This is a genomic window from Streptomyces sp. NBC_00178 (assembly GCF_036206005.1).
Taxonomy (GTDB): domain Bacteria; phylum Actinomycetota; class Actinomycetes; order Streptomycetales; family Streptomycetaceae; genus Streptomyces.
The window spans coordinates 7181630-7206703 of the sequence record NZ_CP108143.1 but is presented as its reverse complement, the minus strand read 5'-3'; the positions used below and the strand labels follow the sequence as shown (position 1 = coordinate 7206703).

The 25074-nt window shown below is 71.2% G+C and carries 19 protein-coding genes; 5 read left to right on the top strand and 14 right to left on the bottom strand.

All coding sequences use genetic code 11. The annotated features are described in order from the left end of the window. Positions 1–3 precede the first annotated feature (3 nt). From OHT61_RS31570 to OHT61_RS31530, 9 genes are all read right to left on the bottom strand, one after another. A complete protein-coding gene (locus OHT61_RS31570) occupies positions 4–681 on the bottom strand; it encodes a 7-carboxy-7-deazaguanine synthase QueE (protein WP_329042907.1) in 678 nt (225 codons plus the stop codon). A 107-nt stretch (positions 682–788) separates the two neighbouring features. Next, positions 789–1151: a 6-carboxytetrahydropterin synthase QueD gene (gene queD / locus OHT61_RS31565; protein ID WP_329042906.1), complete on the bottom strand. Its 363-nt coding sequence runs from the start codon at positions 1149–1151 to the stop codon at positions 789–791. Positions 1152–1205: 54 nt separating this feature from the next. Further along, positions 1206–2207 (bottom strand): isopenicillin N synthase family dioxygenase, encoded by a 1002-nt coding sequence (locus OHT61_RS31560; protein ID WP_329042904.1) that lies wholly within the window; start codon positions 2205–2207, stop codon positions 1206–1208. Positions 2208–2234: 27 nt separating this feature from the next. Next, positions 2235–3497, bottom strand: a complete 1263-nt coding sequence (ectB, locus tag OHT61_RS31555; protein ID WP_329042902.1) for a diaminobutyrate--2-oxoglutarate transaminase — start codon at positions 3495–3497, stop codon at positions 2235–2237. A gap of 1 nt (position 3498) precedes the next feature. Continuing rightward, the gene (locus OHT61_RS31550) at positions 3499–4221 is read right to left on the bottom strand and encodes a 7-cyano-7-deazaguanine synthase (protein WP_329042901.1); all 723 of its coding nucleotides are present in this window, start codon (positions 4219–4221) and stop codon (positions 3499–3501) included. Positions 4222–5763: 1542 nt separating this feature from the next. Continuing rightward, positions 5764–6786, bottom strand: coding sequence for a LacI family DNA-binding transcriptional regulator (locus tag OHT61_RS31545; protein ID WP_329042899.1), 1023 nt, complete (start codon positions 6784–6786; stop codon positions 5764–5766). Between the two features lie 46 nt (positions 6787–6832). Next, positions 6833–7735: an ATP-binding cassette domain-containing protein gene (locus tag OHT61_RS31540; protein ID WP_329042898.1), complete on the bottom strand. Its 903-nt coding sequence runs from the start codon at positions 7733–7735 to the stop codon at positions 6833–6835. Further along, the gene (locus tag OHT61_RS31535; RefSeq protein WP_329042897.1) at positions 7732–8727 is read right to left on the bottom strand and encodes an ABC transporter permease; all 996 of its coding nucleotides are present in this window, start codon (positions 8725–8727) and stop codon (positions 7732–7734) included. Before OHT61_RS31535 ends, OHT61_RS31540 begins: the two co-directional genes overlap by 4 nt. Before the next feature lie 6 nt (positions 8728–8733). Next, positions 8734–9735: a sugar ABC transporter substrate-binding protein gene (locus tag OHT61_RS31530; protein ID WP_329042896.1), complete on the bottom strand. Its 1002-nt coding sequence runs from the start codon at positions 9733–9735 to the stop codon at positions 8734–8736. Positions 9736–10002: 267 nt separating this feature from the next. On the opposite strand from OHT61_RS31530, the gene OHT61_RS31525 reads away from it, so the two are divergent. The 4 genes from OHT61_RS31525 (at position 10003) to OHT61_RS31510 (ending at position 15594) form a co-directional block, all read left to right on the top strand. After that, entirely contained in the window at positions 10003–11013 is a 1011-nt protein-coding gene (locus OHT61_RS31525) for a carbohydrate kinase family protein (protein ID WP_329042895.1), read from the top strand. Positions 11014–11148: 135 nt separating this feature from the next. Further along, the gene (locus tag OHT61_RS31520; protein ID WP_329042894.1) at positions 11149–13563 is read left to right on the top strand and encodes a glycoside hydrolase family 32 protein; all 2415 of its coding nucleotides are present in this window, start codon (positions 11149–11151) and stop codon (positions 13561–13563) included. A 239-nt stretch (positions 13564–13802) separates the two neighbouring features. Next, positions 13803–14327, top strand: coding sequence for an O-acetyl-ADP-ribose deacetylase (locus OHT61_RS31515; protein WP_329042892.1), 525 nt, complete (start codon positions 13803–13805; stop codon positions 14325–14327). A gap of 544 nt (positions 14328–14871) precedes the next feature. Next, positions 14872–15594 (top strand): dienelactone hydrolase family protein, encoded by a 723-nt coding sequence (locus OHT61_RS31510; protein ID WP_329042891.1) that lies wholly within the window; start codon positions 14872–14874, stop codon positions 15592–15594. Between the two features lie 69 nt (positions 15595–15663). On the opposite strand, the gene OHT61_RS31505 is transcribed toward OHT61_RS31510, so the two are convergent. From OHT61_RS31505 to OHT61_RS31495, 3 genes are all read right to left on the bottom strand, one after another. Beyond that, positions 15664–16764 carry a mandelate racemase/muconate lactonizing enzyme family protein gene (locus tag OHT61_RS31505; protein WP_329042890.1) on the bottom strand — a complete coding sequence of 367 codons (1101 nt, stop codon included), beginning with the start codon at positions 16762–16764 and terminating at the stop codon, positions 15664–15666. Positions 16765–16822: 58 nt separating this feature from the next. Beyond that, entirely contained in the window at positions 16823–17242 is a 420-nt protein-coding gene (locus OHT61_RS31500; protein WP_329042889.1) for a cupin domain-containing protein, read from the bottom strand. Positions 17243–17377: 135 nt separating this feature from the next. After that, on the bottom strand, positions 17378–20785 hold the full coding sequence (locus OHT61_RS31495; RefSeq protein WP_329042888.1) for a S8 family serine peptidase: 3408 nt from the start codon (positions 20783–20785) through the stop codon (positions 17378–17380). An 803-nt stretch (positions 20786–21588) separates the two neighbouring features. Here OHT61_RS31495 and OHT61_RS31490 point away from each other — a divergent pair. Continuing rightward, positions 21589–21750 (top strand): hypothetical protein, encoded by a 162-nt coding sequence (locus OHT61_RS31490; protein WP_329042887.1) that lies wholly within the window; start codon positions 21589–21591, stop codon positions 21748–21750. A gap of 114 nt (positions 21751–21864) precedes the next feature. Here the strand turns inward: OHT61_RS31490 and OHT61_RS31485 are convergent, their stop codons facing one another. Then, the gene (locus tag OHT61_RS31485) at positions 21865–22749 is read right to left on the bottom strand and encodes a hypothetical protein (RefSeq protein WP_329042886.1); all 885 of its coding nucleotides are present in this window, start codon (positions 22747–22749) and stop codon (positions 21865–21867) included. Then, positions 22746–24848: a PEP/pyruvate-binding domain-containing protein gene (locus OHT61_RS31480; RefSeq protein WP_329042884.1), complete on the bottom strand. Its 2103-nt coding sequence runs from the start codon at positions 24846–24848 to the stop codon at positions 22746–22748. Before OHT61_RS31480 ends, OHT61_RS31485 begins: the two co-directional genes overlap by 4 nt. Positions 24849–25074 lie beyond the last annotated feature (226 nt).

The following is a 25074-nucleotide window of genomic DNA, read 5'->3' as shown; positions in this document are numbered from 1 at the left end:
ACTTCAGACGCCTCTCTCATGTCCCCAGACCAGCGTGTGCAGCCGGGTGGTCACGTTCCATCCCCGGTCGATGACCGAGGAGACGATTTCCTTCATATGTCTGTTGATTTCGTCGGGGCTCTGCCCCTCGGGCATGATCCACACCGAGTCGATGCCGTGGTCGGCCACGAGCGCGGCCACCTCGTCCAGGTCCGCGGTGGTGCGGCAGACGAACTTGAAGGTGGTCCCCGGTGTGACGGCGAACCGTCGCAGTGCCTGCGGGACGATGCGCCGCTCGGCCGGGTCGCCGGCGTGCGACAGCTTCGGCGAGACGTTGAAGCGTAGGCCGGGCCGCACCAGCCGCTCGTGGGGGACGCGTGTCCCGTTGGTCTCGAACTCCACCTCCATGCCGGCGTCGAGGAGGATGTCGACCAGGGGCAGCAGGCGCACCTGCTGGCTCAGGGGTTCCCCTCCGGAGATCACGATGAGGTCGACACCGAGTCCCAGGAGTTCCTCGGCGACCGACGCGACCGATCGCCGGTGCAGTTCGGTCCTGGGGTCGTAGCGAACGCCGCTGTCGCTGGTGCCCTGCCAGTCCCAGGTGTAGGGCGTGTCGCACCAGCGGCAGGACAGGTTGCAGCCGCCGAGCCGCAGGAAGCCGCACCTGCGGCCGAGCGACCGTCCCTCTCCCTGGACGGTCAAGTGGGGCCGAAGATCTCATTGACGACGAGTTCCGGTTCCACAGGGCACCACCTCCTCTTCGTGTCGGGCATGAGCCGTTTGTGATGGGTGCTGGGGGCGGGCCGAGGTCAGGGCCGGTACTCCGCCCAGGTCTTGGGGGTCTCCGAGACGCGGACCGCCGTCAGTTCTGGGAAGTCCTTCTCCCACTGCCCGAACATCCAGACGGCGAGGTTCTCTGCGGTCGGGTTCTCGTCGAAGACGTCGTTGAGGTGACGGTGGTCGAGGGTGTCGTCGAGCCACTTCTTGAACACCGAGAGGTCGCCGTAGTCGCGGACGAAGCCGGTGCTCGTCAGCGCGGAACGCTCGGCGCTCAGTTGGAGTTCCACCGCGTAGTTGTGTCCGTGCAGACGTGCACACTGGTGGCTCTCCGGCAGGCCCTCGAGCCGGTGACTGGCGGAGAAGTCGAATCGCTTGGTGATGTGCAAGGTCATGACGCGGCTGAAGCCTCTCTACGGCGGATACGGACCTGAGTCGGTCTGGGTGGGTCAGGCCGGGAACTGGGTGGCGTCCAGGTGTACGCCGAGCTTCTCCAGCACCGACCGGCGGGCGAGGACGGGTTTCATCCCCGCGCCCCCGCCGACGGGCGGGGCCAGGGGTTCGACGAGCGTGTCCGGGTCGGACTCGAAGAAGTACACGAGGGACAGCAGTTCCTCGTCGGGAGCGCTGGGGCTGGGCGCCAGTACCCGGTGGCGCAGTGCCCGCCAGCGCCCGTCGGTCCACCGCTCCATGAGGTCCCCGAGGTTCACCACCAGCGCGTCGGGCCCGTAGGGGGGCGCGAACCAGCCCTCGGCTTCGTTCCACGCCTGCAGGCCGCCCACACCCTGCTGCCGGCTGAGGATCGTGAAGGTGCCGAGATCGGTGTGCGGGCCGTTGCGCATCTGCCCGCTCGCCACCGTCCCCACGGTGTTGAGCGACGGGTACCAGCTGACGTTCTGGGTCCAGGTGGCGCGGGTGGCCCGCCGGGTGAAGAAGTCGTCGGGCAGGCCGAGCACCTGGGCGAACAGTTCGTTGAGGGAGTGGGCCACGCGCTGCATGTGATCGGTGTACGTGTCGACGGCCGGGCGCAGCCCGGGGAGGACCGGGTCGGGCCAGCGGTTGGACGGGTAGCAGTAGCGGTCGACCGCCTCGTCGCCCGTCCGATGGGCGGGGCCGGCGTAGAAGGATTCGTGGAGGTCGGGTGCCGCGGGCGGTTCCACACCTTCCTCGCGGGGCACCCCGACACCGCCGCCGGGGTGTCTCTCCAGCCATCCGCTCTCGTACGACGCGCCGACGGCGTACGGCTTCTTGGCGTCGTGAGGCAGGGCGAAGAACTCCTTTCCCCGCGCGCGTAGATCGTCCATCGCCGCCCTCGGCACGCCGTGGCCCTCCAGGAGGAACATGCCCGTCTCGCGGAGCACCCGGTCCAGTGCCGTCGCGGTGCTCCGCCGCTCCTGGGGGGAGGCGCTTCGCCAGGCCCCGAGGTCGATGGTGGGGATGGCGTCATCCATGGAAGGTTCCTTTCGTGTGGTGCGTGTTCAGGGATGCAGGACCGCGTCGACGGCCGAGGCGAGGATGTCGATGCCCTGGTCCAGCTCGCTCTCGGTGACGGTGAGCGGGGGCAGGAGTTTGACGACGGAGCCGTCCGCGCCGGAGGTCTCGACCAGGAGTCCCCGGCGGAACGCCCCTGTGGAGACCCGGGAGGCCAGATCACCGCCGTCGGCCCCGGGGGCTTCCCGGAAGCCGAGCCCCATGGCGAGACCCCGGCCGCTGACGGTGAGCCGGGCGGCGCTGTGGCTGTCGGCGATCGCCCCCAGGGCGGATGCGAGGCGTTCGCCTGAGCGGCGCACGGCCTTCTCAAGGTCGTTGCCCGACCAGTAGGCCCGCAGGGCCGCGGCGCCGGTGACGAAAGCGGGGCCCACGCCGCGGAACGTGCCGTTGTGTTCGCCGGGCTTCCAGACGTCGAGTTCGGGGCGGATCAGCGTCAGCGCCAGGGGAAAGCCATAGCCGCCGATGGACTTCGACAGGCACACCATGTCCGGGACGATCCCGGCGTCCTCGAAGCTGAAGAACGGCCCCGTGCGGCCGCAGCCCATCTGCACGTCGTCCACGACGAGCAGCACGGCGTGCCGGCGGCAGACCTCGGCGAGGGAGCGCAACCACTCGTCCGAGGCCGCGCGCACCCCGCCCTCGCCCTGGACCGTCTCCACGATCACGGCGGCGGGTTTGTCCAGGCCGCTGCCGGGATCGCCGATCATGCGGTCCAGCAACTCGGGTGCGTCGGTCCCGTAGCCGTCGTACGGCAGCGCGACCGTGTGCGTGAGCGGGACTCCGGCGGCGGCGCGCTTGGCCGCGTTGCCACTGACGGCGAGGGCGCCGAGCGTCATGCCGTGGAACGAGTTCGTGAAGCTGACCACGGTGGTGCGGCCGGTGACTCGACGGGCGAGCTTCAGCGCGGCCTCGACCGCGTTCGCCCCGCCCGGTCCGGGAAAGACCACGCGGTAGTCGAGGTCGCGGGGAGCGAGAACCGTTTCCCGCAGCGCTTCCAGGAAGTGCCTCCGGGCCACGGTGAACATGTCCAGGGAGTGAGCGACGCCGTCCCGGCTGAGATAGTCCATCAGCGCGCGCTTCAGGACGGGCGGGTTGTGGCCGTAGTTCAGCGCTCCGGCGCCGGTGAAGAAGTCCAGATAGCGGCGGCCGTCCTCGTCGTGGAGCCAGCTTCCCCGGGCCTGGTCGAAGACCACGGGCCACGCCCGGCTGTAGCTGCGGACCTCGGATTCCAGCTCCTCGAACACGTTCACATCACACCTCTTCGACGGCCGCCGCCTCGGCGGCGTAGACGGTGGGGTCCGGAACGCCGGCGGTGACGAATGCCCCGCGGCGCTCGGTGCAGGAGGCGCAGCGCCCGCAGTGGAGCTCCTCGCCGCGGAAGCACGTCCAGGTGTCCTCGAACGGCACGGACAGCCGGTCGCCGAGCGCGATGACCTCGCGCTTGCGCAGGTGGGCCAAGGGCGCGAGGAGGTTCAGGTCTGGGTGCGCGTGACCGCGTGTCGCGATGCGTTCCATGGCCAGGAAGGCGTCCAGGAACTCCAGCGAGGTGTCCGAGGGGCCGATGTCCTCCGCCATGATCCCGAAGGCCACGGCCTCGGCTCGTTCCACGACGGCGAGCGCGAATGCCGCCGAGAGCAGCAGGGCATTGCGGTTGGGGACGATGTTGGGGCGGCCCGGGACGGCGACGCCGTCGCCTTCCGTCCCCGTGACGGCGCCGCCGCCCTCGACCGGGACCTCGACGGACATGTCGGTGAGGGAGGACCCGCGCAGGACCCCACGAGCCCCGGAGAGGTCGGCCTCCTCGTACGGGGCGCCGAGACGCCGGGCCGCGAGTCGGGCGCAGGCGAGTTCGCGCCGGTGGCGCTGGCCGTAGTCGATCCCCAGCAAGTGCAGCTCGTGGCCTTGGGCCCGGAGGTGATAGGCCATGGTGACGGAGTCGATTCCGCCGGACACCACCGCAATGATCTTCGACACTCGCCGTCCTCGCTCAGTCGGTTCACCCAAGGGGCCGGCGCCTCGGTCTCGTCGGCGCCGTGATCCATCCTGAGGTGGAACGGGGTCGGCGACCATGTCCGGCGGTACGGGCGCTCGACGTCCTCCTGCCGTCCGTACGTGCAGCGCGGCATGCCGGACGGACGGTGTCATCGGCCCGGCGGACACGACGACCGGACACAGGGGCGGGACTCCCTGACTCCCCCGCGGCCCCTCGCCCACCGCCGCCTGCGTGCCGGCGCCTCAGCCGTCCTCCCCCAGGTGCCTCAGGGCCCGGCGGAAGTCATCGATTGCGGGCCCGTGCCCACGGGCGACGATGTGAAAGGCCGACCGGTCGATCAGGCTTCTGCCCGGCGTACGCGTTCCCCGTGCCGGTCGTGGTGGAACCCCCCGGCGGGCCGGTCCGACTGCCTCGTCGGACAGGGGACGCACCCGCTCCGCGTACATGTGGGTCCGGTCCTCCCGGTACACGGCGGAGCGGATGGTGAGGACGCGCTGCAGGCGGACCAGTTCGGCCAGGTGGCGGTCCGGGTCTCCGGTGGCCGGTGGCCGGTGAAGCAAGGGTGTCCGCCTCGTCGCGGAGGGCGTGACGGCTCTCGAAGTAGCGACGCTTGGTGTCGGACGACCATTCCATGGGCAACGCGCCCGAGACGGGCGGGGTTCACCGGGCCGGGGCCGATCGGTACCGGCAGCGGAGAGGGGCCGGCAGCCGCCCGGTACGACGGCTGACAGCCGCCCCGGGACGTCCGCTCACCCGTGTCGGCCCACTCCCGAGCACGGCCGGTGCCTCATGCCGCGCGAGGGCAGCCGGTTCGCCCCGGCCGAAGGTGTCGAGCATCTGTGCGTACCCGATGAGCGGCTGGAGGTGGCAGGCCATCGGCCTGCGGTTGTTCGCGGCCTCTGACACCTCGCTGCGGACGAGCGTTCCGAACGCGGCGAGTGCCTCGCCGGTCCCGGCGTCACGGAGATCGGCTGTCCACTCCAGGAGCGACCGGGCGGGAGTCCCGTCTCGTGGCCCGTCGGGCAGGATCGCTTCGACACGCTCGGTCTCGGCGTCGGCAGTTTCGGAGTACCGGCCTTCCTCGGAGGGTCCGGGCGCCTGGACATCCAGTCCTCGCACCACGGAGCTTCCGGACGGTTCGGCCCGTCCACTTCCTCACGCGGCGGCCCACCGCGAGGAGCGCGTTCCGCGCTCGCAGGACGTCTTCCTGATCGGCCTTCCGGAGTGATTCATGAGGGAGATTCCGGGTGGCCCGCAGGGGCCGGACGACGCTGGTCAGCTGTGCCGTTCCTCAGGTGAAATCGCCCTCTGAGCAGTCGTGATGGGCGTGACATCGCGGTGCGGGCGTGTGCGGGTGAGCGGGGTGCCGGTCGGCACCGGGGCAAGCGCGGCGCAGGCGGGGAAAGTCCGCGTTCCGCTCCCCTCCACGCTGCCGCCCGGGTTCTCGGAGGGTGCGTTCTGTGTGTCGGACCGAGTGCTCCGGACCCACGTCGCGTCACCGCCCGCATCGGTGCGCGCCCCGTTCACCTCCGTGGCGGTGGGAGCTCGCCGGAGCCGCGGTGGACCAGGCGGGTCTCGACCATGATCGTGCGGGCTCGCGAACGGTCGCCGTCGAGGCGTTCGACCGCGACGGCGCCCGCCACCTCACCCATTGCCGCGGGGTTCTGTGCCACGACGGTGAGCCCGGGTTCCAGAATGGCGGCCATGGGGACGTCGTCGAACGCGACGACCGCGACGTCCCTGCGCCGGCCGCGGGCGAGTTCCGTGAGTACGCCGGTGGACATGACGTTGTTGCCGGACACCAGGGCCGTCGGTGGCTCCGGCAGGGCGAGCAGCCGTGCTGTCGCCCGCGCGGCACCCTCCGGGTCGTGGGCGTCGGCGACCAGGGCCCGGTCGTAGGGCAGGCCCGAGTCGGCGAGCGCCGCGCGGTATCCGGCGACGCGCTCGCGGCGGGTGTAGAGCCGGGCCGGGAGGTCGCCGATGAATCCGATCCGCCGGTGTCCGCCGGAGATCAGGTGGGCGGTCCCCTCCCGCGTGCCGGAGCGGTTGGAACTGACGACCGTGTCGGCCGTCAGGCCGCTGCCCGGCCGGTCCAGGAAGATGACCGGCATGCCCGCCGACCGGTGCGCCTTGAGATGGGCGTGGTCGGCGCCCACCGCGGGCGCCACCATGAGGACGCTGACCCGGCGGGCCAGGAACGTACGGATCAGCGTGTGCTCGCGCTCGGGGTCGTCGGCGGAGGACCCCATCAGCAGCGTCAGCCCGCGGTCGCGTACCGCCTCCTCGATGCCCCCGGCGACGGCGCCGAAGAACGGGTTGCCGAGGTCCGGCACCACCAGTCCGACGGTGGTGTCGGGCCCTCCGACGCGGATGCTCCTGGCCATCAGGTTGGGCTGGAAGCCGAGTCTGGCAACTGCGGCGAGCACCCGCTTCCTGGTCTCCGGGGAGCTGGGGCCGTCCTCGTTGAGGACCCGGGAGACCGTTTTGGCACTGACACCCACCTCGCGGGCCACGTCGGCGAGTGTCGGTCTGCGGGCCGATGCCATAAACCACCTTTTCCTCGGAGTCGTCCCCTCGGCTGCCGGGGCGGATTCAGCTCCCGCGCACCCCGGCTGCCGAGGCCGCGTCACTGTCCGCCACGACCGTACCCCCGTCCGGACGCACGGTGAGTGCCCCGGTCATGATGGCCACCACTTCGGCCATGGAGTGGTCGGACGGCTTGATCACGGCTTCGCGCCTGCCGAGCCGGTGCACGTGGATGCGGTCGGCGATCTCGAAGACGTGCGGCATGTTGTGGCTGATGAGGATCACGGGGATGCCCTTGTCCCGTACCCGGCGGATGAGGTCGAGCACCTGGCCCGACTCCTTGACGCCCAGGGCGGCCGTGGGCTCGTCCATCACGACGACGCTGCGTGCCCAGGCGGCCGCCCGGGCCACCGCGACCGCCTGGCGCTGGCCGCCGGACAGGGTCTCGACGGACTGGCTCAGCTGTCCGACCCCGACCTTGAGTTCGGCCAGGTGCGCGGCCGCCTCCTTGCGCATCGCCTTCTTGTCGAGCATGCGCAGGACCGATCCGAGCGCACCCGGCCGGCGGATCTCACGGCCGAGGAACATGTTGGAGGTGATGTCCATGGACGCGGCGACGGCGAGGTCCTGGTACACCGTCTCGATGCCGTGCGCCCGCGCGTCCTGCGGACCGCCGAACCGGATCGGTCTGCCGTGCAGCCGGATCTCCCCGGCGTCCGGCACCAAGGCGCCGGTGAGCGCCTTGATCAGACTCGTCTTCCCGGCGCCGTTGTCGCCGATGACGGCCAGCACCTCACCGGGCAGCAGTTCGAAGTCCGCCTCGTCGATCGCGGTGACGTGCCCGTAGCGCTTGACCAGGCCGCGGGCGCTGAGCACGGGCACGGGCGCCGGCGGGAGCTCTGCCACGCCGGCGGGTACGTCGCCGGGCTCGCCCGCACTCGGGTTCCGGGGGGAGGCGGGCCCGGTCATCGGGTCCCCTTTCGTGAGAGCTGGTCGACGGTGACCGCCAGGATCACGAGGACGCCTGTGACCAGCGTCTGGTAGACGGACGAAACCCCCATCAGCTGGAGGCCGTTGCGGAAGATGCCCACGATGAGTACGCCGACGAAGGTGCCGAGCACGGTCCCGCGCCCGCCGAACAGGCTGGTACCGCCGAGGACGACGGCCGTGATGCTGTCGAGGTTGTCCGTCTGTCCCGCCTGCGGGTCGCCGACCCCGGTCCGTGACACCAGCAGCAGGGCCGCGATGCCGTAGACGAGTCCGGCGATCGCGTAGACGCCGACCGTGAGCCGGTTGACGCGGATGCCGCTGAGGCGGGCGCTCTCGGAGCTGTTGCCGAGTGCGTAGACGTGCCGGCCCCAGGCGGTGCTGCTCAGGGCGTAGGCGAAGCCGAGGAAGAGGGCGATGGTGACCAGCGACCCGTAGGTGACGTCGGTCCGGCCGAGGGGGAAGGTGCGGCCCAGGAAGGTGAGGGGTTCCGGCAGGCCGGTGACCGTCTCCTCGGCGGAGTAGATGTGGGTCAGGGCGAAGGCCACGTTGAGCATGCCCAGCGTCACGATGAACGGCGGCAGCGGAACGGCCCGCACGAGCAGCCCGTTGGCCAGACCGAACGCACCGCAGGCCAGGATCCCGAGGGCGATGGCGAGCAGCGGGGGCAGGGGCCCTTCTACTGCCGTCTTGGCGATGAGGATGCCGCCGAACGCCATGACCGCGCCGCAGGAGAGGTCGATTCCGGCGGTGAGGATGATCAGTGTCTGGCCGATGGCGAGCGTTCCGACGACCATGACCTGCTGGAGGACCAGCGAGAAGTTGCCGCCGGACAGGAACTGTTCGGTGCTGAGGGAGAAGAAGACCGAGGCGAGGATCAGGGCCGCGAGCGGCCCGGCGGCGGGGGCGGTGAGGAGCCGGCGCAGCGCTGCCGGGTCCTTGGCGCGGACGGCGAGGGAGGTGGTTGCGGTCACTGCGTCTCAGCCCCAGCAGTTCTCTCGGCCGAAGCCGGAGTCCTTGGACTCCGAGCCGGCCTGCGGCTTGTCGGTGATGAGCTGGACGCCCGTGTCGGTGTAGCCGGACGCCTTGTCACCGGACTTCGCGAAGGAGACGATCGCCTTCACGCCGTCCTGCGCCATCTTCAGGGGGTACTGCTGCGAGGTCGCGGCGATCTTGCCGTCCTTGACCGCCTGCACGCCGGTGCAGCCGCCGTCGATGGCGACGATCATCACGTCCTTCTCGCGGCCCTTTGCCTTGATGGCGGTGTACGCGCCGAGCGCGGCGGGTTCGTTGATCGCGTACACCAGGTTGATGTCGGGGGCCTTCTGCAGGCAGTTCTCCATGGCGGTCTGGCCCTTGGCCTGGTCTCCGCCGGTGTCCTGGGAGCAGACGATCGACGGATCGGATGCCGCTACGCCGAAGCCCTTGGTGAAGCCCTCGTGCCGCTGGACACCGACCGACACACCGGGTGCGAGGTCGAGCGTGGCGATCTTCGCCGGTTTGCCGCCCATCGCGGCCTTCGCGTAGGCGCCGATCAGTTCGCCGGCCTTCACGTTGTCGGTCGCGAACAGGGCGTCCACGGCGGACTGCGGCTCGGGAGGGGTGTCGAGAGCGATGACCATGACGCCCTTGGCGCGGGCCTTCGCGATGGCGGGGACGATGGCCTTGGAGTCGTTCGGGGTGATCAGCACGCCCTTGACCCCGGAGGCGACCATGTTCTCCAGCGCCGTGACCTGGCTGGTGTTGTCGCCGTCGAACTTCCCGGCTGCGGTGGTCAGTTCCACGCCCGACGTCTTGGCCGCCTGCTCGGCTCCCTGCCTCACCTTGACGAAGTACGGATTGGTGTCGGTCTTGGTGATCAGACCGACCTTGATCTTGCCGCCGGACTGGGCGCCACCGCCGGAGCCGGATCCGCACGCGGTCAGGGACAGGGCGAGGGCGAGGGCGCCTACGGCGAGGACGGGGCGGGCTCTACGGGACATGTGCGACTCCTGCGGAAGCGGTGAGGGTGGCGGTGGGGCAGACCTGCGGCGCGGACGTGTGCCGTGGCCGGGCGATGCCATCGTTGACACATGTCATCGTTGACACCGCTTGCGGAGGATGATGGACTCCCCGTCCGTCAACGTCAATGCCCTTGCCCGGAAAGCCCGTCGGCCGATCGACGAGCCAGTCTCCGAGGCCCCCTCCGCCAGTCCGGGCGGTGGGCCCGGCGGGCCTTCTTCCGCGTCCCCACCTGGAGGGTCCTTCGCATGCAGTCGCCACGTCAGGTCACCGTGCTGGGAGAGTGCGTCGCCGACGCCTTCACCGGCCCCGGGACCGAGTTCGCCCGCACCGCCCACGGCCCGTCCCCCGACGGCCGCAGTCTGTCGCTGCGCGTCCTGCCGGGCGGCGGCCCGGCCAACACCGCTGTCGGCCTGGCCCGGCTCGGCACCCCCACCCGGCTCCTGGCGCGCTTGTCGGGCGATGTGTTCGGCCGCCTCTTCCGCGCCCATCTGCTGGAGTCCGGGGTCGACCTGTCCGATGCCCCGGAAGCGGCCGAGCCCAGCACACTGGCCGTCGCCGATGTCGACTCGGGAGGCCAGGCCTCGTACTCGTTCCACGCGGAGGGAACCGCCGACTGGCAGTGGACGCGCGAGGAGCTGGGCCGGGCGGACCTGCTCAACTCTGCCTGTGTGCACTCGGGTTCGCTCGCGCTGGTGCGCGAGCCGGGCGGCTCCCTGGTCGAGGAGACGCTGGCCGGGGCGCGGCCGCACTCCACGGTCAGCGTGGACCCGAACATCAGGCCCGCCCTGGTGGACCCGCAGGTCTATCGTGAGCGGCTGCCGAGGTGGTGCGCGGTGGCGGACATCCTCCGGCTGAGCGAGGACGACCTCGGCGTGGTGGCACCGGACACGACACTGGAGGCGTCCTGCGACGGGTTCCACGCAGCGGGCGCCCGGCTGGTCGTGGTCACCCGTGGCGCACACGGCGCGGTCGCCTCCCTGGACGGGCAACGGGTCACCGTGCCCGGCGTGCCCACCCGGGTCGTCGACACCGTGGGCGCGGGGGACGCCTTCACCGCGGGACTGCTCCACCACCTCGGTACGCGCGGGATGCTGGGCGGCCGGCTCGACCGGCTCGCGTTGACCGACGTGGCCCAGGCCTGCGGCTACGCGGCACGCGTGGCCGCGCTGACCTGCGCCGTCGCGGGGCCGAACCCCCCGTGGGAAAGGCAGTTGGGAGCTGCGCACGGAGCCGCGGACGTCGCGACCGTCTCGTGAACGGCGGGAGCTGATCCCGCTCGAGACGTTGACGGGCTCTTCGCGGAGGCCCATCATCTGACATCGGCCTGAAGTCAGCGATGACATATGTCAACGATGACACCCCATCCACACGCGCGCAGAGAGTGGGTTCACATGCGCCGAAAAGTCAGGGCGCTGCTCGTCGCCCTGGTCTCCAGCCTGGTCGCCGTCCTCCCGGGCGCACCCGCGGTCGCCGGGACCGTGTCCGACTACTCCGAGTTCCCGTACCCGGCCACCACCTACAGTGAGCCGTACCGGGGCCAGTTCCACTTCAGTTCGCAGTCGGGCTGGATGAACGATCCGAACGGGCTGGTGTACGCGAACGGGCTGTATCACTTCTACTACCAGCACAATCCGCACGGCCTGGCCTGGGACACCATGCACTGGGGCCATGCCACCAGCCCCGATCTGGTGCACTGGACGCAGAAGCCGATCGCCCTCGAACCGGGTGTGCACCCGGGCACCCTGTTCTCGGGCGGAGGTGTCGTCGACAAGGCCAACACCTCCGGCCTGAAGACCGGCGCCCTCGACCCGATCGTGGTCTTCGCCAACACCAACGGCGTCAGCGTCTACTACAGCAACGACAACGGTCAGACCTTCCAGGCCTACGACAAGGGCCGCAAGCAGATCGAGATCCCGAACGAGAGCCGTGACCCGAAGGTCTTCTGGGACGCGGCGCACCGGCGCTGGGCCATGGTCGTCTGGTCCGACCAGGGGGGCAACGGGGTGAACATCTACACCTCGAAGAACCTGCTGGACTGGACGTTCGCCAGCCGGTACTCGGCCCCCTGGCTCTTCGAGTGCCCGGACATGTTCCAGCTCCCGCTCGACGGCAGGACCGGTCAGCAGCGGTGGGTCCTGACCTCCGCCTCCAGCCAGTACGTCGTCGGCTCCTTCGACGGCACGACCTTCCGCACCGACTGGTCCGGCCCGCAGCAGATGGACCTGGGCACGACGCACGCGGGCGGCAGCTTCTACGCCGCGCAGACCTTCAACGACGTCCCCGACGGGCGCACCGTGCAGATGGCCTGGCAGGGCGGCAACCGCGGCAGCACCTGGACGGGCAACGCGACCTTCCCGGCGGCGCTCGGCCTGGTCAGCACCCCGGACGGCCCCCGGATCACCCGTACCCCGGTTGCCGAACTCTCGTCGCTGGCCTCGGAGACCAGGAGCTGGAAGAACCAGACGGTCAATGCCGCCAGGAGCGACAACCTCTTCGCGGGTGTCAAGGCCGACACCTACGAGATCACCGCGCAGTTCGACGTCAAGGGCGCGAGCGCCGGCAGGTTCGGTTTCGACCTGCACGCCAGGTCGGACGGCTCAGCGGACCGCAGCGTGGTCTACGACATCGCGGCGCAGACCCTGCAGGGCAAGCCGCTCAAGCCGGAGAACGGCAAGGTCGAGCTGCGGATGCTCGTCGACCGGGGCCAGTTGGAGGTCTTCGCGGACGGCGGGAAGTACTCGCTCTCGGACAACGCCGACTTCGACTCCGCCGCCGACAGCCAGGGCATCCGGCTCTTCGCGGACGGCGGCAAGGTCAAGCTGGACAGTGCGTCCTTCACCCGGCTCAACACGAGCTGGGGTACGTCCCAGTCGACCCTCGCCGGCAACCTCAAGGGGCCGTGGCACGCCGCCGGCGGTTCGTGGAGCGACGTGAGCGGCGGCAAGCGAGTGTCGACCGGCGGTGACGGTTTCTACATCAGCGCGAGCAGCGGGGCGGACGCCGTCTACCAGGGGGACATCACCCTGGACACCGCACGGGCCGCGGGCCTGACGTTCCGGGCCGGTACGTCGGGCGCCGGCTACACGGCGAACATCGACACCAGTGGTGTGGTCAAGCTCTGGCGCCCGGGCAAGGACATCGCGGCGCACTCCACTCCCATCACGGCCGGCCGCACCTACCACCTCAAGGTGCAGACGGACGGCCCCCGCATCCGGGTGTGGCTCGACAACGGCAGCGAGCCGGTGATCGACGCCACCGACACCGCGTACACGAGCGGCCTGTTCGGTGTGAACGCGTACGACGGGACGGCGACGGTGCAGAACCTCAACACCGGCAGCGCCGGGTTCACCGCCTTCCCCGCGGGACGGTGGACGCCACGCGGGGGTACGTGGACGGTCACCCCTGCCGGCCTTCGGGGGAACTCCGCGCAGGACGGCTTCTACCTCAGCGACCGCTCGGGCGGCGACTTCACCTACGAGGGCGACCTGTCGGTGACCAACGGCACCGCGGCGGGACTGACCTTCCGGGCGGGCGCCGACGGAGTCGGCTACACGGCGAACATCGACACGAACGGGACCGTCAAACTGTGGCGCCCGGGCCGGGACATCGCTTCGCACACCACCCCGGTCGTCGAGGGCCGCACGTACCACCTGAAGGTGCGCACCGATGGCTCACGCATCCGTGTCTGGCTGGGTGACGGCGCCGATCCCGTGATCGACGCGACCGATTCCGCCTACACCGAGGGGCTGTTCGGGGTGAACGGCTTCGCGGCACACACCCTTGCGCAGAACCTGACGGTGAGTTGATGCGCGGAGGCTTCCGGGGACCGGCCGCGCGGGCCGGCTCCCCGGAGGTCTCCGCCGCGCACCCCCTGGCGTGAGCCGAGCCGCGACCTGGCGCCGGCACTCCCCGTCCTCGATGTGCCAGGTATGGGTGAGGGGCCGGGATCCGTCATCGGAGGAAACTCAAGTCCGTGGCGTGGGTCATGGACGAACCCAGGCAGCCGGTGTCCCCCTCGTGCGCCGTCGACGGGCAGGATGGCGTCATGAAGACAGAGCCGACGATCACCCTCGTGCGCGGGGACATCACCGAGCAGCACGCGGACGTCCTGGTCAACGCCGCCAACTCCTCCCTCCTCGGCGGTGGCGGGGTGGACGGTGCGATCCACCGGCGTGGTGGGCCCGAGATCCTGGCGGCCTGCCGCAGTCTGCGGGCCTCGCACTACGGGAAGGGACTGCCGACCGGTCAGGCGGTGGCGACCACGGCCGGCCGACTGGACGCGTCGCACGTCGTCCACACGGTGGGCCCGGTCTGGTCGTCCGCGGAGGACCGTTCCGCGCTGCTGGCGTCGTGCTATCGGGAGTCCCTGCGCGTGGCGTCGGAGCTGGGCGCCAGGACCGTCGCCTTTCCGGCTGTCTCGACGGGCGTCTACGGCTGGCCGCTCGACGACGGGGCCCGGATCGCCGTGCGTACGGTCCGCGAGACCACGCTTCCCCCGGTCACCGAGGTCCGGTTCGTGCTCTTCGACGAGGAGGCGTACGCACGCTTCGAGGAGGCGCTCAGCGCGTAGAGGGCTCGGCCCGCGTACGGCGGTTCACATCGACGACGCCCATACGGCGTCGCGTCGCCCGTCTCCGTGCCCGCCGCCTCACGAAAGCCGGCCAGCAGCGCCGCCACGGCCCCCCTCCCGGTCGGGGAGGAGGAGGCTCTGCTCCTGCGGGTCGAGGAGCACGTCCCGCAACCGGCTGCCTCCGGTCACCGGTCTCGGCGAGCACGGCGGCGAGTCCGTTGGCGGCCAGGCCGTCGAGAGGGCGGCCTTCGACGAGGGCGGGGACGGGCGGCAGTGAGACGAAGCGGGCCGTGCTGGGCGGAAGGGCACGGTCACGCCGGGCGCAACGTCTCCCACGCCGGGGCGCGCCCCCGCCGAACCATAGGCGCGCGTAATCCGGTTGGCGCAGGGACGGCACCGTTGCTAATCTCCCGGAGGCCGTGCGTGAGAACAAGGAGGTGGTACCCGTGGACGCAGTATCGACGTGGGTGCTCCCCTCCGGGGTCATGGTCGGACGATAGGCCGTCCGGGAGCGCCGCTTTCAGCTCTCCCGAAAGGCACGACCGTGCACTTCATCTCCGAACGACGCCTCGACGACGGCGTCCTGGAACGCGAGTTCACCCTCGGCGAGATCCCCGGCACCCTGTGGACGCCCGGATCCGCACCCGCTCCGCTGGTTCTGATGGCCCACAACAACGGCCTGCCCAAGGCGGATGCCCGGCTCGTGGCCCGAGCCCGATACACCGCGGCGCGCGGCTTCGCGGTGGCCACCATCGACGCCGCCGGGTGCGGGGACCGTCCTCGCACCGCCGCTGACGACCAGGCCCGCGCCCGCCTCCGGCAGGCGATGCAGGCCGGCGAGCCGGTCGACGAGATCTTCGAGTCCTTCATCGGCCCACTGGTCGAGAACGCGGTTCCCGAGTGGCGGGCAACGCTGGACGCCCTCCTCGGGCTGCCCGGTGTCAGCGGCCGGGTCGGATACTCCGGCGGGTGGACCGCGCTCGGAATCCGGCTCGCGGCCGTCGAGCCGCGTATCGCGGCCGCGGGCTTCTTCGCCGGAGGGTACGTTCCCCGTGCGCAGCGGGAGGAAGCCCGGCAGGTCACCATTCCGCTGCTGTTCCTGCTGCAGTGGGACGACGAGGGGAACCCCCGGCAGCGGGCTCTGGACCTGTTCGACGCTTTCGGCAGCAAGGAGAAGACGCTGCACGCCAATCTCGGAGGGCACACGGGCACGCCGTGGTTCGAGCTCGAGGACGGGTGCCGGTTCCTGGAACGGCACCTCAGGTGACCGGCCGGTCGGGGCACCCGGCCGGGCGTCCCGCCTGGGGATACGCAGGGCCGGCGTCGCTACGGCCGCTCATCGGATCAGGTAGGCGCTGATCACGTCGGGGTCGGGATCCAGGCCGAGTCCGGGGCCCTGCGGCACCCGGATCCGGCCGTCCCGCACGGTCAGCGCGTCTCCGTAGATCTGCGCCTCGAGGTCGAAGTACCGCCACTCGATCATCGTCTCGGGTGTGGCCAGTACGGCGGAGGCGTGCAGGGCGGCCAGCAGGCCAGGCCCGTCGTAGAAGGTGTGGGGCATGACGGGGGTGTTGTGCAGGGCCGCCAGCGTGAAGACCTTGCTCAACTCGGTGACACCGCCCGCCTTGGCCGGGCTGGGCTGGACGAAGTCGACGGCCGAGGACTCCAGGAGGCGCTGGAACCCGAGCTGGGTCGACACGTTCTCCCCCGCCGCGACGGGTACGCCGGCGCTGCGTACCTGTGCGAGGCCGGCGAAGTTCTCGGGCGGCCAGACCGGCTCCTCCAGCCACGTGAGCCCCAGGGGCCGCACCTTCTCGGCGATCGCCGACGCCTCGTGCGGGGTCCAGGCGCAGTTCACGTCGACCATGAGGGCCGCTTCGGGCCCGGCCTCGTCGCGTGCGGCGCTGATCTCCCGGAACTCCTTCTCGTGCAGCTTGACCCCGACGAAGCCGCTGTCGATCGCCCGCCGGACCGCGGCACGCACGAGGTCGGGGTCGGCGTAGGCATCCAGACTCGCGTAACAGGGCAGATCGGCGGATCTTCCGCCGCCCAGGAGCTGGTGGACGGGCATGCCGGCGGCCTTCCCCGCGATGTCCCAGAGGGCGATGTCCACCGCCGAGAGACCGTGCATCAGCGGTCCGGCTCGTCCGAAGACGTGCAGTTGGCGCTGCACGTCGTGCATGAGGGGTGCGATCCGGAGGGGATCCTGGCCCACGCATGCCGGTGCGACGGCAGCTTCGACGGCCTCGCCCGTGATCGGAGCACCGATGAAACCGAAGGATTCGCCCCAGCCCACCGCTCCCTCGTCGGTCGTCACGCGGACCAGGAGCGAATCGACGGCCTTGAGGCCCTTCGGTCCCCAGGCGGCGTCCGCGGAGTCCGTGCCCGGCGCGAACGGGATGCGCAGCGGGAACGTGGTGATGTCGGTGATGATCACGTCTGCTCCAGACCTCGCCGTTCCCCGCGGGGCGGCCCACGGGCCGCCCGGCAGGGGGTCAGCTGTTGCGCGGGTCGTTCCGGGGATCGAGGTATTCCAGGGTGATCGGGCCGAGGGCGGTCACCTGCGTGATGTACTCTCCCGACTTCGCCCAGTGGAAATGCGGCGTTCCGCCCGGGAGCACCACGACGGACCCCGGTGCGTGCGCCTGCAGTTTGTCCTCGTCGAACGTATCGCCGTGACCGATGTAGAAGACGCCGGACATGACCGTGTAGATCCGGTCCTCCTCGTGGCGGTGCGGCATCAGTTTCTGGCCGCCGGGCAGCTTGACCCTGACCACGTACGGGCCGGGCTTCGCCGGATCACCGACGACGACGGCCAGACGCGCCGCGGGCGGGAATGCCGGAAACTGTTTCCAGACGATGTCCTCCGACGCGATGGACCTGAAGACGTCCTGATCGGGCTGGTGGGTGCGCATCTTCGCCGTCCTCCTGGCGTGCGGAGTCCGTTCGTATTTCGCTCGCACATTCCACATTGCTCTCACACACCCGCCCACGCCAGGCGGGCGGGTGTGTGAACGCGGGCTGTCCGAGAGCCGGCTCAGGCCGGGGCCTCAGCGCTTCCGGATCACCTGGAAGGAGCGGATGACGGTCTGGTCGACCTTGTCACCGGCCGCGTCGGCCGCGGTGAGACGGATGGAGGCGTATCCGCCGCCCGGAGGCAGCCGCAGGGCCACGAAACCGAGGTCGCCCAAGCGTCTGACCTTGGCGGTCTTCCAGGTCCTGCCGTCGTCGAACGACACCTTGAGTCCCAGCGAGGTGGTGACCGCCCTGGCGTTTCCGCGCTCGGCCGCCACGATGAAGCGGTACGTGCGTCCTCCGTCGATGGCGCCGGTGGTGCCGACGGGGCCGTTGAGGCGCACGTTCATCAGCGGCAGCTCGGCGGGGCGGGAGTCCGAAGGGCGCCCGGAGGTGAAGGTCCAGGTCGCCGAAGCCCTGCTGCCCAGGGCGGACCAGGCGACCTTGCGGGTGCCGGTCGACGTCAGGGTGTAGGTGCCCTTCTCGTAGGGCACGGCTGTCTGGAGACGGCCCAGGGAATTCACGGACGCCGTCTTCACCCCGTCGCGGTACAGGGTCGACGAGCCCGTGGTGGCCCTGGCCTCTCCCGAGTGGGTGGCCGTGTTCTCGGACGCCGTGGAGAACAGTCCGGGCGTGAGGAAGAGGGTGTCCTCGACGCGTGTGGCCTGCACGGACCGTGCGCGCAGGGGGGCCTGGTTCCAGCGGCGGGTGTAGGTTCCGCCGGGCCGGAAGCGCGTGGCGCCCGCGAGCTGGACCTCGTCGAAGCCGGCGGTGCCCTGGGCCCGCATGCCGAGCGAACGGTCCCAGACGATCGCCGCGTCGTCACTGTAGTAGCGGGTCTGCCTGCCGGGGACCGGGATCACGTTGCCGTCGCCGAAGGTGACGGCGCCGTAGGCCGGGACCGCGGAGTCGATGCGGACGCCGAGCGGTTTGCCGCCCTGGCCCGCGTAGGTCTCCTCGACGCGGCCGAGTTCCGCGTCGTGGATCCTGCGGGTGAGATCGGCGGGGACGCCGCCCTTGGTGTGGAGCGCGAGGTTGTAGGTGTAACTCCGGGCGGATTCGGTGGCGGTGCTGGGGACCGTGCCGCTCCAGCGCTGGGTGGCGAGGAACCAGTACGGGTGGCCGGTGACCTTCGCCGTCGGCGTGACGTAGATGCGGTCACCGGGGAAGCCCATCACCAGCTTCTGGGTGCCGTAGCGCCCGTCCGCGGTGATGGAGGTCGTGGTGGCGAAGATCCCCTCGTTCGTGGCCCGGTCCTTGTCCACCACGAGGTTGACCTCCTTGGCGGTCGTACCGTCGAGGAGGAGCGAGGTGTCGGCGGTGAGGGTCAGGCCCGGCTCCGAGAACAGGACCGAGGTGTGCGCCACGGGGTCGAACTTGTTCGCCGAGATGTCGTACTCGCTCTCCGGCAGCTGCATCGACACCTTGCCGTCGGCGTCGGTGGGCACGCTGTACTGCAGGCCGGTGCGGGTGTCGAAGGCAGAGACGGAGGTGTCGGCGCCCACGGGCTTGCCGTCGAGGCCGAGGACGGTGAGCGACAGACCGTGGGTGAGCGGCTCGGCGTACACGCCGAAGGCGTCGCGGACCGTGGTGGTCCCGTCCTTGGTGGCGGCGACGATGGATCCGCCGTAGGCCCCCGCCATCGCGTCGTCGACGAGGGCCGTGAGACCGACGGAGGCGGTGCCGCCGGCCGGGACGGTCACGGTGTCGGCCGACAGGCGGAAGGCCCGGACGGGCGCGGCCTGGCCCCGCGGCCCGTGCGCGTCCACGGACAGGTCGAGTACGACGTCGGTGCCGCCGTCGTTGGTGTAGGTGACGGTGCCGGTTCTCGTGACGTCCCGGTGCGGCCAGTCGGCCTTGCCGAGGCTGATGCTGCCGGAGGTGGCGCGCACATGCTGCGTGGCGGCGCGGGCGACGTCGAGCCTGCCGCTGCCCTGGTCGTAGGACGTCAGGCCGGGGAGTCCCTTCGCGGCGCTCGTGAGGGCGGCCTTGAAGTCGGCCGCCCTCCATGCCGGGTGCTGCTGGGCGAGCAGCGCGACGGCCCCGGTCACGTGGGGGGTCGCCATGGAGGTGCCGGAGGCGGTGACGTACGAGGCGCCGGCCGGATCGCCCATGGTGGTGCCGGCGGCGCGGGCAGCGGTGATGTCCTGGCCGGGGGCGAGGAGGTCCGGCTTGACGGCGAAGTCGCCGATCCGCGGGCCGCGGCTGGAGAAGTCGCTGAGGGAGTCCTGCTTCGTGGAACTGCCCACGGTGAGAGCGGAGTCGGCGATCCCGGGGCTGCCGACCGTCCCGCCGAAGTAGTCGGCCGCCGGTGCGCCTTCGTTGCCGGCAGCGATCACGAACAGGGTGCCGTGATCGGCGGTCAGCCGGTCGACCGCTTCGGTGAGCGGGTCCGACTGGGCGTAAGGAGGCGATCCGAGGCTGAGGTTGACCGCTGTGGCGCCGCTCTCGGCCGCCCAGGTCATTCCGTTGATCACGGCGTCGTCGGCGCAGAACCCGTCGTCGTCGCAGACCTTGCCCACGAGCAGCTGGGCGCCGGGGGCGACTCCCTTGTACGTGCCACCCGAGGCGGCGCCGGTGCCCGCGATGACGGAGGCGGTGTGGGTGCCGTGGCCGTGCCCGTCCACCGCGGAACCGGAGCCGGTGAAGTCCTTGGCCCGGCCCCCGGCGGCCTTGCCCGCGAGATCCGGGTGCGTGGGGTCGTAGCCGGTGTCCAGGTCCGCGACGGTGACCCCCTTGCCGGTGATGTGCTCCCCGGCGGCGTCGACGCTGTCCCAGACCTTCGGCGCACCGATGATGGCGGTGCTCTCGGCGAGGGCGATACGGCTGCGGCCGTTGAGCCACAGCTTGTTCAGCGGGCCGCGGAGTCCCTCCGTGCCCGTGACGAACTTCCAGAACGAGGCGGCGTCCCGCTTGGCGGTGGCGAAGCTGCCGCCCCCCAGGACGTCCAGGGTGCCGGTGATTCGTGCCCCGTGCCGCTGGATCGCGGCGCGGGCGGCGACGGAGTCGCCGTCGCGGCCGGAGTAGAGCAGCGGCAGTGAGCCGTCCGCGGCATCGTCGTAGCCGGCGTCGAGCTGCTCGGTGACATCGAACAGCCGAGGGTCCAGCCTGCCGGCGCCGAGCAGGGCCTGGGCGTCGGAGGGGACCACCGAGATGTGGTGGTCGGTTCCGTGCCACTGGTGCGACGTCTGGAAGCCGATGTGGGTGCGGCCGGGACCGCGCTCCACGCTCACCGCGGGAGCGCCGCTGGAGCCGCGGGTCACGGTGACCTTGTCGCCGGTGATGAGGGTGAGGGTGCGGACGCCCTGGGCACCTGGGACGGAGGGGGCCGGCGCGGCGACGGCCGGGGTGGAGCCGGGGGAAGCCCCGGCTGCGTTGGGCACCACGCCCGCAACCAGGCCGGCCACTGCGGGCAGCAGGGCCCATCTCGCTCGTATGCGCATGTATGAGTACCTTCTGGCCGCCCGGAGACCGGTGAGCGGGCGGCGGACAAGTGAGGTACCGGCGGCTGCCGGACACCCGGGGGCCGGCTTGGGCAGCCGCGTGGCGGATGCGGTCGGATACCCGGTCAGCCCGGGCTGCCGGCCGGGTCGTTGGTCACAGGGGCGAGAAAATCACACTTGATCAGAAAACAACATAGGTAGGCATACTTCAGCAAGACATTTGCCTACTCAACGGTTTCCCTGGCGGAAAGATGTCATGAGATCTGCGTGTTTCCGCGGGGTGTCGTCCACCCCGTACGCAGACACGACGTCCGTACGGGGCACGACGTACAGGCACGCCGTCGGGGGCGGCACCGGACCGAGCGACGCCCGGCCCGGTCCGGCAGAGCGACGGCAGCCGCGGCACCCGGACCGTGACCGCACGGGGCGACACCCCGGGAGTCGGTCGTGGCGCTCGTCGAGCGGTGCGAAACGGCGCGCACCACGGGGCCGCTGATGGTGATCACACCTCCTCGTGGTCCGCGCCCGCGGATGAGGTCGGGCCGGGAGGAGGGAGCGAAGGTGGAGACGCCGCGAACAGGGTGTCGAAGGAGCGCACCGACGTTGCACGAAACCCACACGATGACTGATCATGTGTGTGCCTACGGAACACATTCGTGCTGCGCACGGCAAGGATGTGGCCGCCCGGATGCGCTCACACACCTCACCCCTCATGGTCGCCATCCGTGAGGTGTCCGTCCGCACCCGGAGTCCGGGGCCGCATGCTCACACCCGCGGGTCACCGTAGAAGGAGAAGTGCCTGTATGTACGCGGAGTCGGAGTCCGACCCCATCGCACGAGCGCGTGAGTCGCTGGAGACGCATCGCGCCGTGTGCAAGCCCTGCCGCGCCGAGGGGAGGATGTGCCCTGCGGCGAAGTTCCTCAGCCGCACCCACAACGATCTGGTGAGGGCCATGCGCCGCTGAGCGCTCGAACTCCTCGGGATCCGCGCATGATCGGCCGTGACCGCGGCTCCGGCGTTCCGCCCCTCGAGTCGGACGGCGCCGCGTGGGGGCGGCATTCACACCGTCGTCCGGCACTCACCGCAGCACGACCGCGCTCGTCCGGTTGGTGTTGGCGTCCTCGATGCAGCCTCGCAGTCGCATCACGTCGTGCGGGGGCAGGGCGGGCCGGATGACGGCGACGTAGACGCCGTCGTGCAGCTGCCTCAGTCCGGCGTCCCCGTTGGACGCCGCCGTGGAACGACGGCAGGTCTGCCAGAGGTCGTTCGCGGCCAGCCGGACCTCGCCGGCACCTCCGCTCCCGCGTGTCTCAACCGCGAAGGTCATGCTGGTGCTCGCGGCTCGGGGTGCCGGCTCCGGCCGGGTCTGGGTGGCATCGGCCAGGGCGGACCACAGGAGCGGGACGAGGAGCAGCGCTCCCACGACCGACGCCACCGCGAGGGCCCTGCGCACCGGACGGACCGGGGTGACGGCCGGATGGTCTTCGAGGGAGTCGGCGTCCCCGACCGCCGGGACGGTCAGGGCGGTCAGCCGCCCGGCCAGCCGCCGCTCGGCACCGCGCCCCGCGCTGGCGCCCGCGATCTTCTGGAGGAGTGTCGCGAGGCCGGACAGGGCGGCGCCGGCGACCATGAGCACCGGCACGAAGACGAAGGTGCGCTGCGTTCCGTCCAGGTCGGCGGTGTCCAGCCAGGCGAATCGGCCCCGGGCCGGGGCCCTGGTCTGCTCCAGCCGGCTGCGCACGTCCTCCATCCGCGCGAAGGACTGCTCCATGCGGCTCTCCAGGCGGGCGAACCGGGTGAGGAGCACGAGGGTGGCCATGAGCACCTCGGTGATCAGGAAGAGCATGGCCGAGATCAGGGCCCGCTGCCATTCCCATCGGGTCAGATAGAGGACGGTGTAGTAGCCGGCGTAGACACCGGCCAGGCCGCCGAAGGCGTACGCGGACAGCTTCAGTGCCTTCATGCCGCGGTCTCCTGTCGTGAAGCGGCCGGTGCCGCGGGAGCCCCGGGCAGGTCGTGCGAGGTCACGGCTCCCGTGCCGCCGTCGACGGCCAGGGTCGTGCCGACGGGGAATCGTTCGATCGCCTCCGCGACGCCCACGGCGGTGGGCACCTGGTGTTCACGGGCGAGAACGGCGAGGTGCGACAGCGGACTTCCCGTCTGCGCGACGAGCCCGGCCAGTCCGGGCAGCAGGGATGCCAGCGCGGGGTCCAGGTGCTCCACGATCAGCACCGGGCGTTCGGGGCGCTCGCCCCGCCCGTCCCAGGCCGTGCCGACGCCGAAGCCTCCGCCCGCGCCCTGTCCCTGCCCCGGCACCGACGCGCCCGACGGCTTCTCTGCCACCGGCACGCCGTCGGCGAGACGGAACACCGCGGGCAGAGCGCCGGATTCCGGACGTGGGACCCGCTCGACGAGGTCGGCCGGCAGTCCCTCACCTCCGGCCGCCCGCACGAGTTCGTCCCAGCGCAGCAGGGCCAGGCGGGACAGGGAGAGTGCCCCCTGCCCGGCCGACAGCCGCCGGGCCAGTTCCGCGAGCATCCTGACCTGCATCTCCTGCACCCAGCGGATGCGCAGCCGCAGTCCTTCGCGTACGGGGAGGGAGTCCACACCCCGGGGCAGGAACGTGACGTTGCCCGCGTCGGGGAGCGAGCGCCGCCCGGAGAGTGCGGGTGGCAGCAGGGCGAGCAGTACGGGGTGGAGGGCGATGAGCTCCTCGTGGCCGAGCCCGCGGTCGCGGTCCTCGGCGAGTTCCGCCAGCGCCTCGCCCGCGGCGGTCGCACCGCTTCCCGTGCCGAGCAGCGCACCTGCGAGGGACTCCTGGGCATGGAGGGCGGACAGCGCCTGCCGCCCCCAGGCGACGGCGTCGAGCAGCCGCCCGCTGAGCATGTCACCGGCGGGCGGGAAGCCGGCGAGGGCGCGGTCCACGTCCGCCATCAGGTCGACGGCCAGCAGCGGCAGCGCGGAACGCAGCCTGCCCACCCGCCACGCCGCCGCGGCTCGCCGTGCGCCGTTGGCGGTGTTGATCCGGTCGAGGAAGGGATGGGCGGGAGGCACAGTGCCCAGCAGACGCAGGTCGGCGACGGCTCTTCCGCGTACGGTCGTCACCACGGGGAGCCGGCGCAGGCGGCGCCGCGGGGCCGCCCCGGCGATGTCGAGGGCCACGGTCAGGCCGTGGGACATGGGCACCGCCCACAGGTCCTCCTCGAGCGGCTGGAGCACGCCCGGCAGGGTCTCCACGACAGGGCCGGCGCCGAACAGACGGGCGCCGCGCGGCGGCCGCGGGGTCATGGCTGTGATGGGGCGGGACTGGAAGAGCCAGAGCCGCCCGTCGCCGTCGAAGCCGAACTCCATGTCCTGCGGACCACCGAAGACGCGCTCGGTCGACTTGGCCAGGTTGACGAGCTGGTGCCGCCGTGCCCGCGTAAGCAGGCGGTCACCGCGCCGGCCGGCGGGGTCGCCGCCCACCGGCCGTGCCAGGCGCGTCAGTTGGTAGCGCACTCCGGGTGTGCTGCCGTCGACGAGCTGGTCGGGGCCGCCCCGGACGGCGCTCACCAGGATGCGGTCGGCACGGCCCTCGACGGGATCCGCGCCGAACATCACCCCGCCGACGGCGGACGTGAGCATCGGCTGGACCAGGACCGCCATGCCGTCGGCCGTTACGTCCTGTGCGGCCGGACGCAGCGGTCTGACGCGTCGGGCGGAGGCCAGTACCGTCCTCACGGCCGAGACGAAGGAGTCCCAGCCCTGTACGTCCAGCACGGAGTCGAAGCGTCCCGCCATGGAGGAGTTCTCGGTGTCCTCGTAGAGGGACGAGGACCGTACGACCAGCGGCTGTCGGCCATCCCCGCCGGCCAAGGTCCGCCAGGCGCCGCGCAATGCCTCGTCCCCGGTCAGGGCGTCGGGTGCACGCCCGGCAGGCACCAGGACGAATCCAGGCAGAACCGGCAGACCGGCTACGGCGGCGCGGGCCAGGTTGGCGGCCTTGGCCCCGGTGATCGCCGCGTCCACGGCCGAGGGAGTCCCCAGGGGCACCACGGCCCATTCCGCAGTCTCGAATCGCATGGCTTCGCTTTCTCTCTCTGTGTGCGTGGAGTCGGACGGGTTTCCGCTGTCGCGGATACCGCGGGAAGCGTGGGGCCGGGGCTGCGCACCCGGCCGGACGACGCGCTCCCGGCGACGGGCGCGGGCCCTCACGACCACGTGGGCCGGGGCGGGCATGGCGGGCGGGAGACGACACCGACCGGGTTGTGCGCGCGTCCACGCTGAACCCGAGCGGCCCGGATCGTGG

What these genes read in the sequence shown, in the direction of transcription:
- queD (WP_329042906.1), bottom strand. Translation starts at nt 1,151, where the DNA reads ATGACCTTGCACATCACCAAGCGATTCGACTTCTCCGCCAGTCACCGG.
- OHT61_RS31560 (WP_329042904.1), bottom strand. Translation starts at nt 2,207, where the DNA reads ATGGATGACGCCATCCCCACCATCGACCTCGGGGCCTGGCGAAGCGCC.
- OHT61_RS31545 (WP_329042899.1), bottom strand. Translation starts at nt 6,786, where the DNA reads ATGGCATCGGCCCGCAGACCGACACTCGCCGACGTGGCCCGCGAGGTG.
- OHT61_RS31540 (WP_329042898.1), bottom strand. Translation starts at nt 7,735, where the DNA reads ATGACCGGGCCCGCCTCCCCCCGGAACCCGAGTGCGGGCGAGCCCGGC.
- OHT61_RS31530 (WP_329042896.1), bottom strand. Translation starts at nt 9,735, where the DNA reads ATGTCCCGTAGAGCCCGCCCCGTCCTCGCCGTAGGCGCCCTCGCCCTC.
- OHT61_RS31525 (WP_329042895.1), top strand. Translation starts at nt 10,003, where the DNA reads ATGCAGTCGCCACGTCAGGTCACCGTGCTGGGAGAGTGCGTCGCCGAC.
- OHT61_RS31520 (WP_329042894.1), top strand. Translation starts at nt 11,149, where the DNA reads ATGCGCCGAAAAGTCAGGGCGCTGCTCGTCGCCCTGGTCTCCAGCCTG.
- OHT61_RS31515 (WP_329042892.1), top strand. Translation starts at nt 13,803, where the DNA reads ATGAAGACAGAGCCGACGATCACCCTCGTGCGCGGGGACATCACCGAG.
- OHT61_RS31500 (WP_329042889.1), bottom strand. Translation starts at nt 17,242, where the DNA reads ATGCGCACCCACCAGCCCGATCAGGACGTCTTCAGGTCCATCGCGTCG.
- OHT61_RS31495 (WP_329042888.1), bottom strand. Translation starts at nt 20,785, where the DNA reads ATGCGCATACGAGCGAGATGGGCCCTGCTGCCCGCAGTGGCCGGCCTG.
- OHT61_RS31490 (WP_329042887.1), top strand. Translation starts at nt 21,589, where the DNA reads ATGTACGCGGAGTCGGAGTCCGACCCCATCGCACGAGCGCGTGAGTCG.
- OHT61_RS31485 (WP_329042886.1), bottom strand. Translation starts at nt 22,749, where the DNA reads ATGAAGGCACTGAAGCTGTCCGCGTACGCCTTCGGCGGCCTGGCCGGT.
- OHT61_RS31480 (WP_329042884.1), bottom strand. Translation starts at nt 24,848, where the DNA reads ATGCGATTCGAGACTGCGGAATGGGCCGTGGTGCCCCTGGGGACTCCC.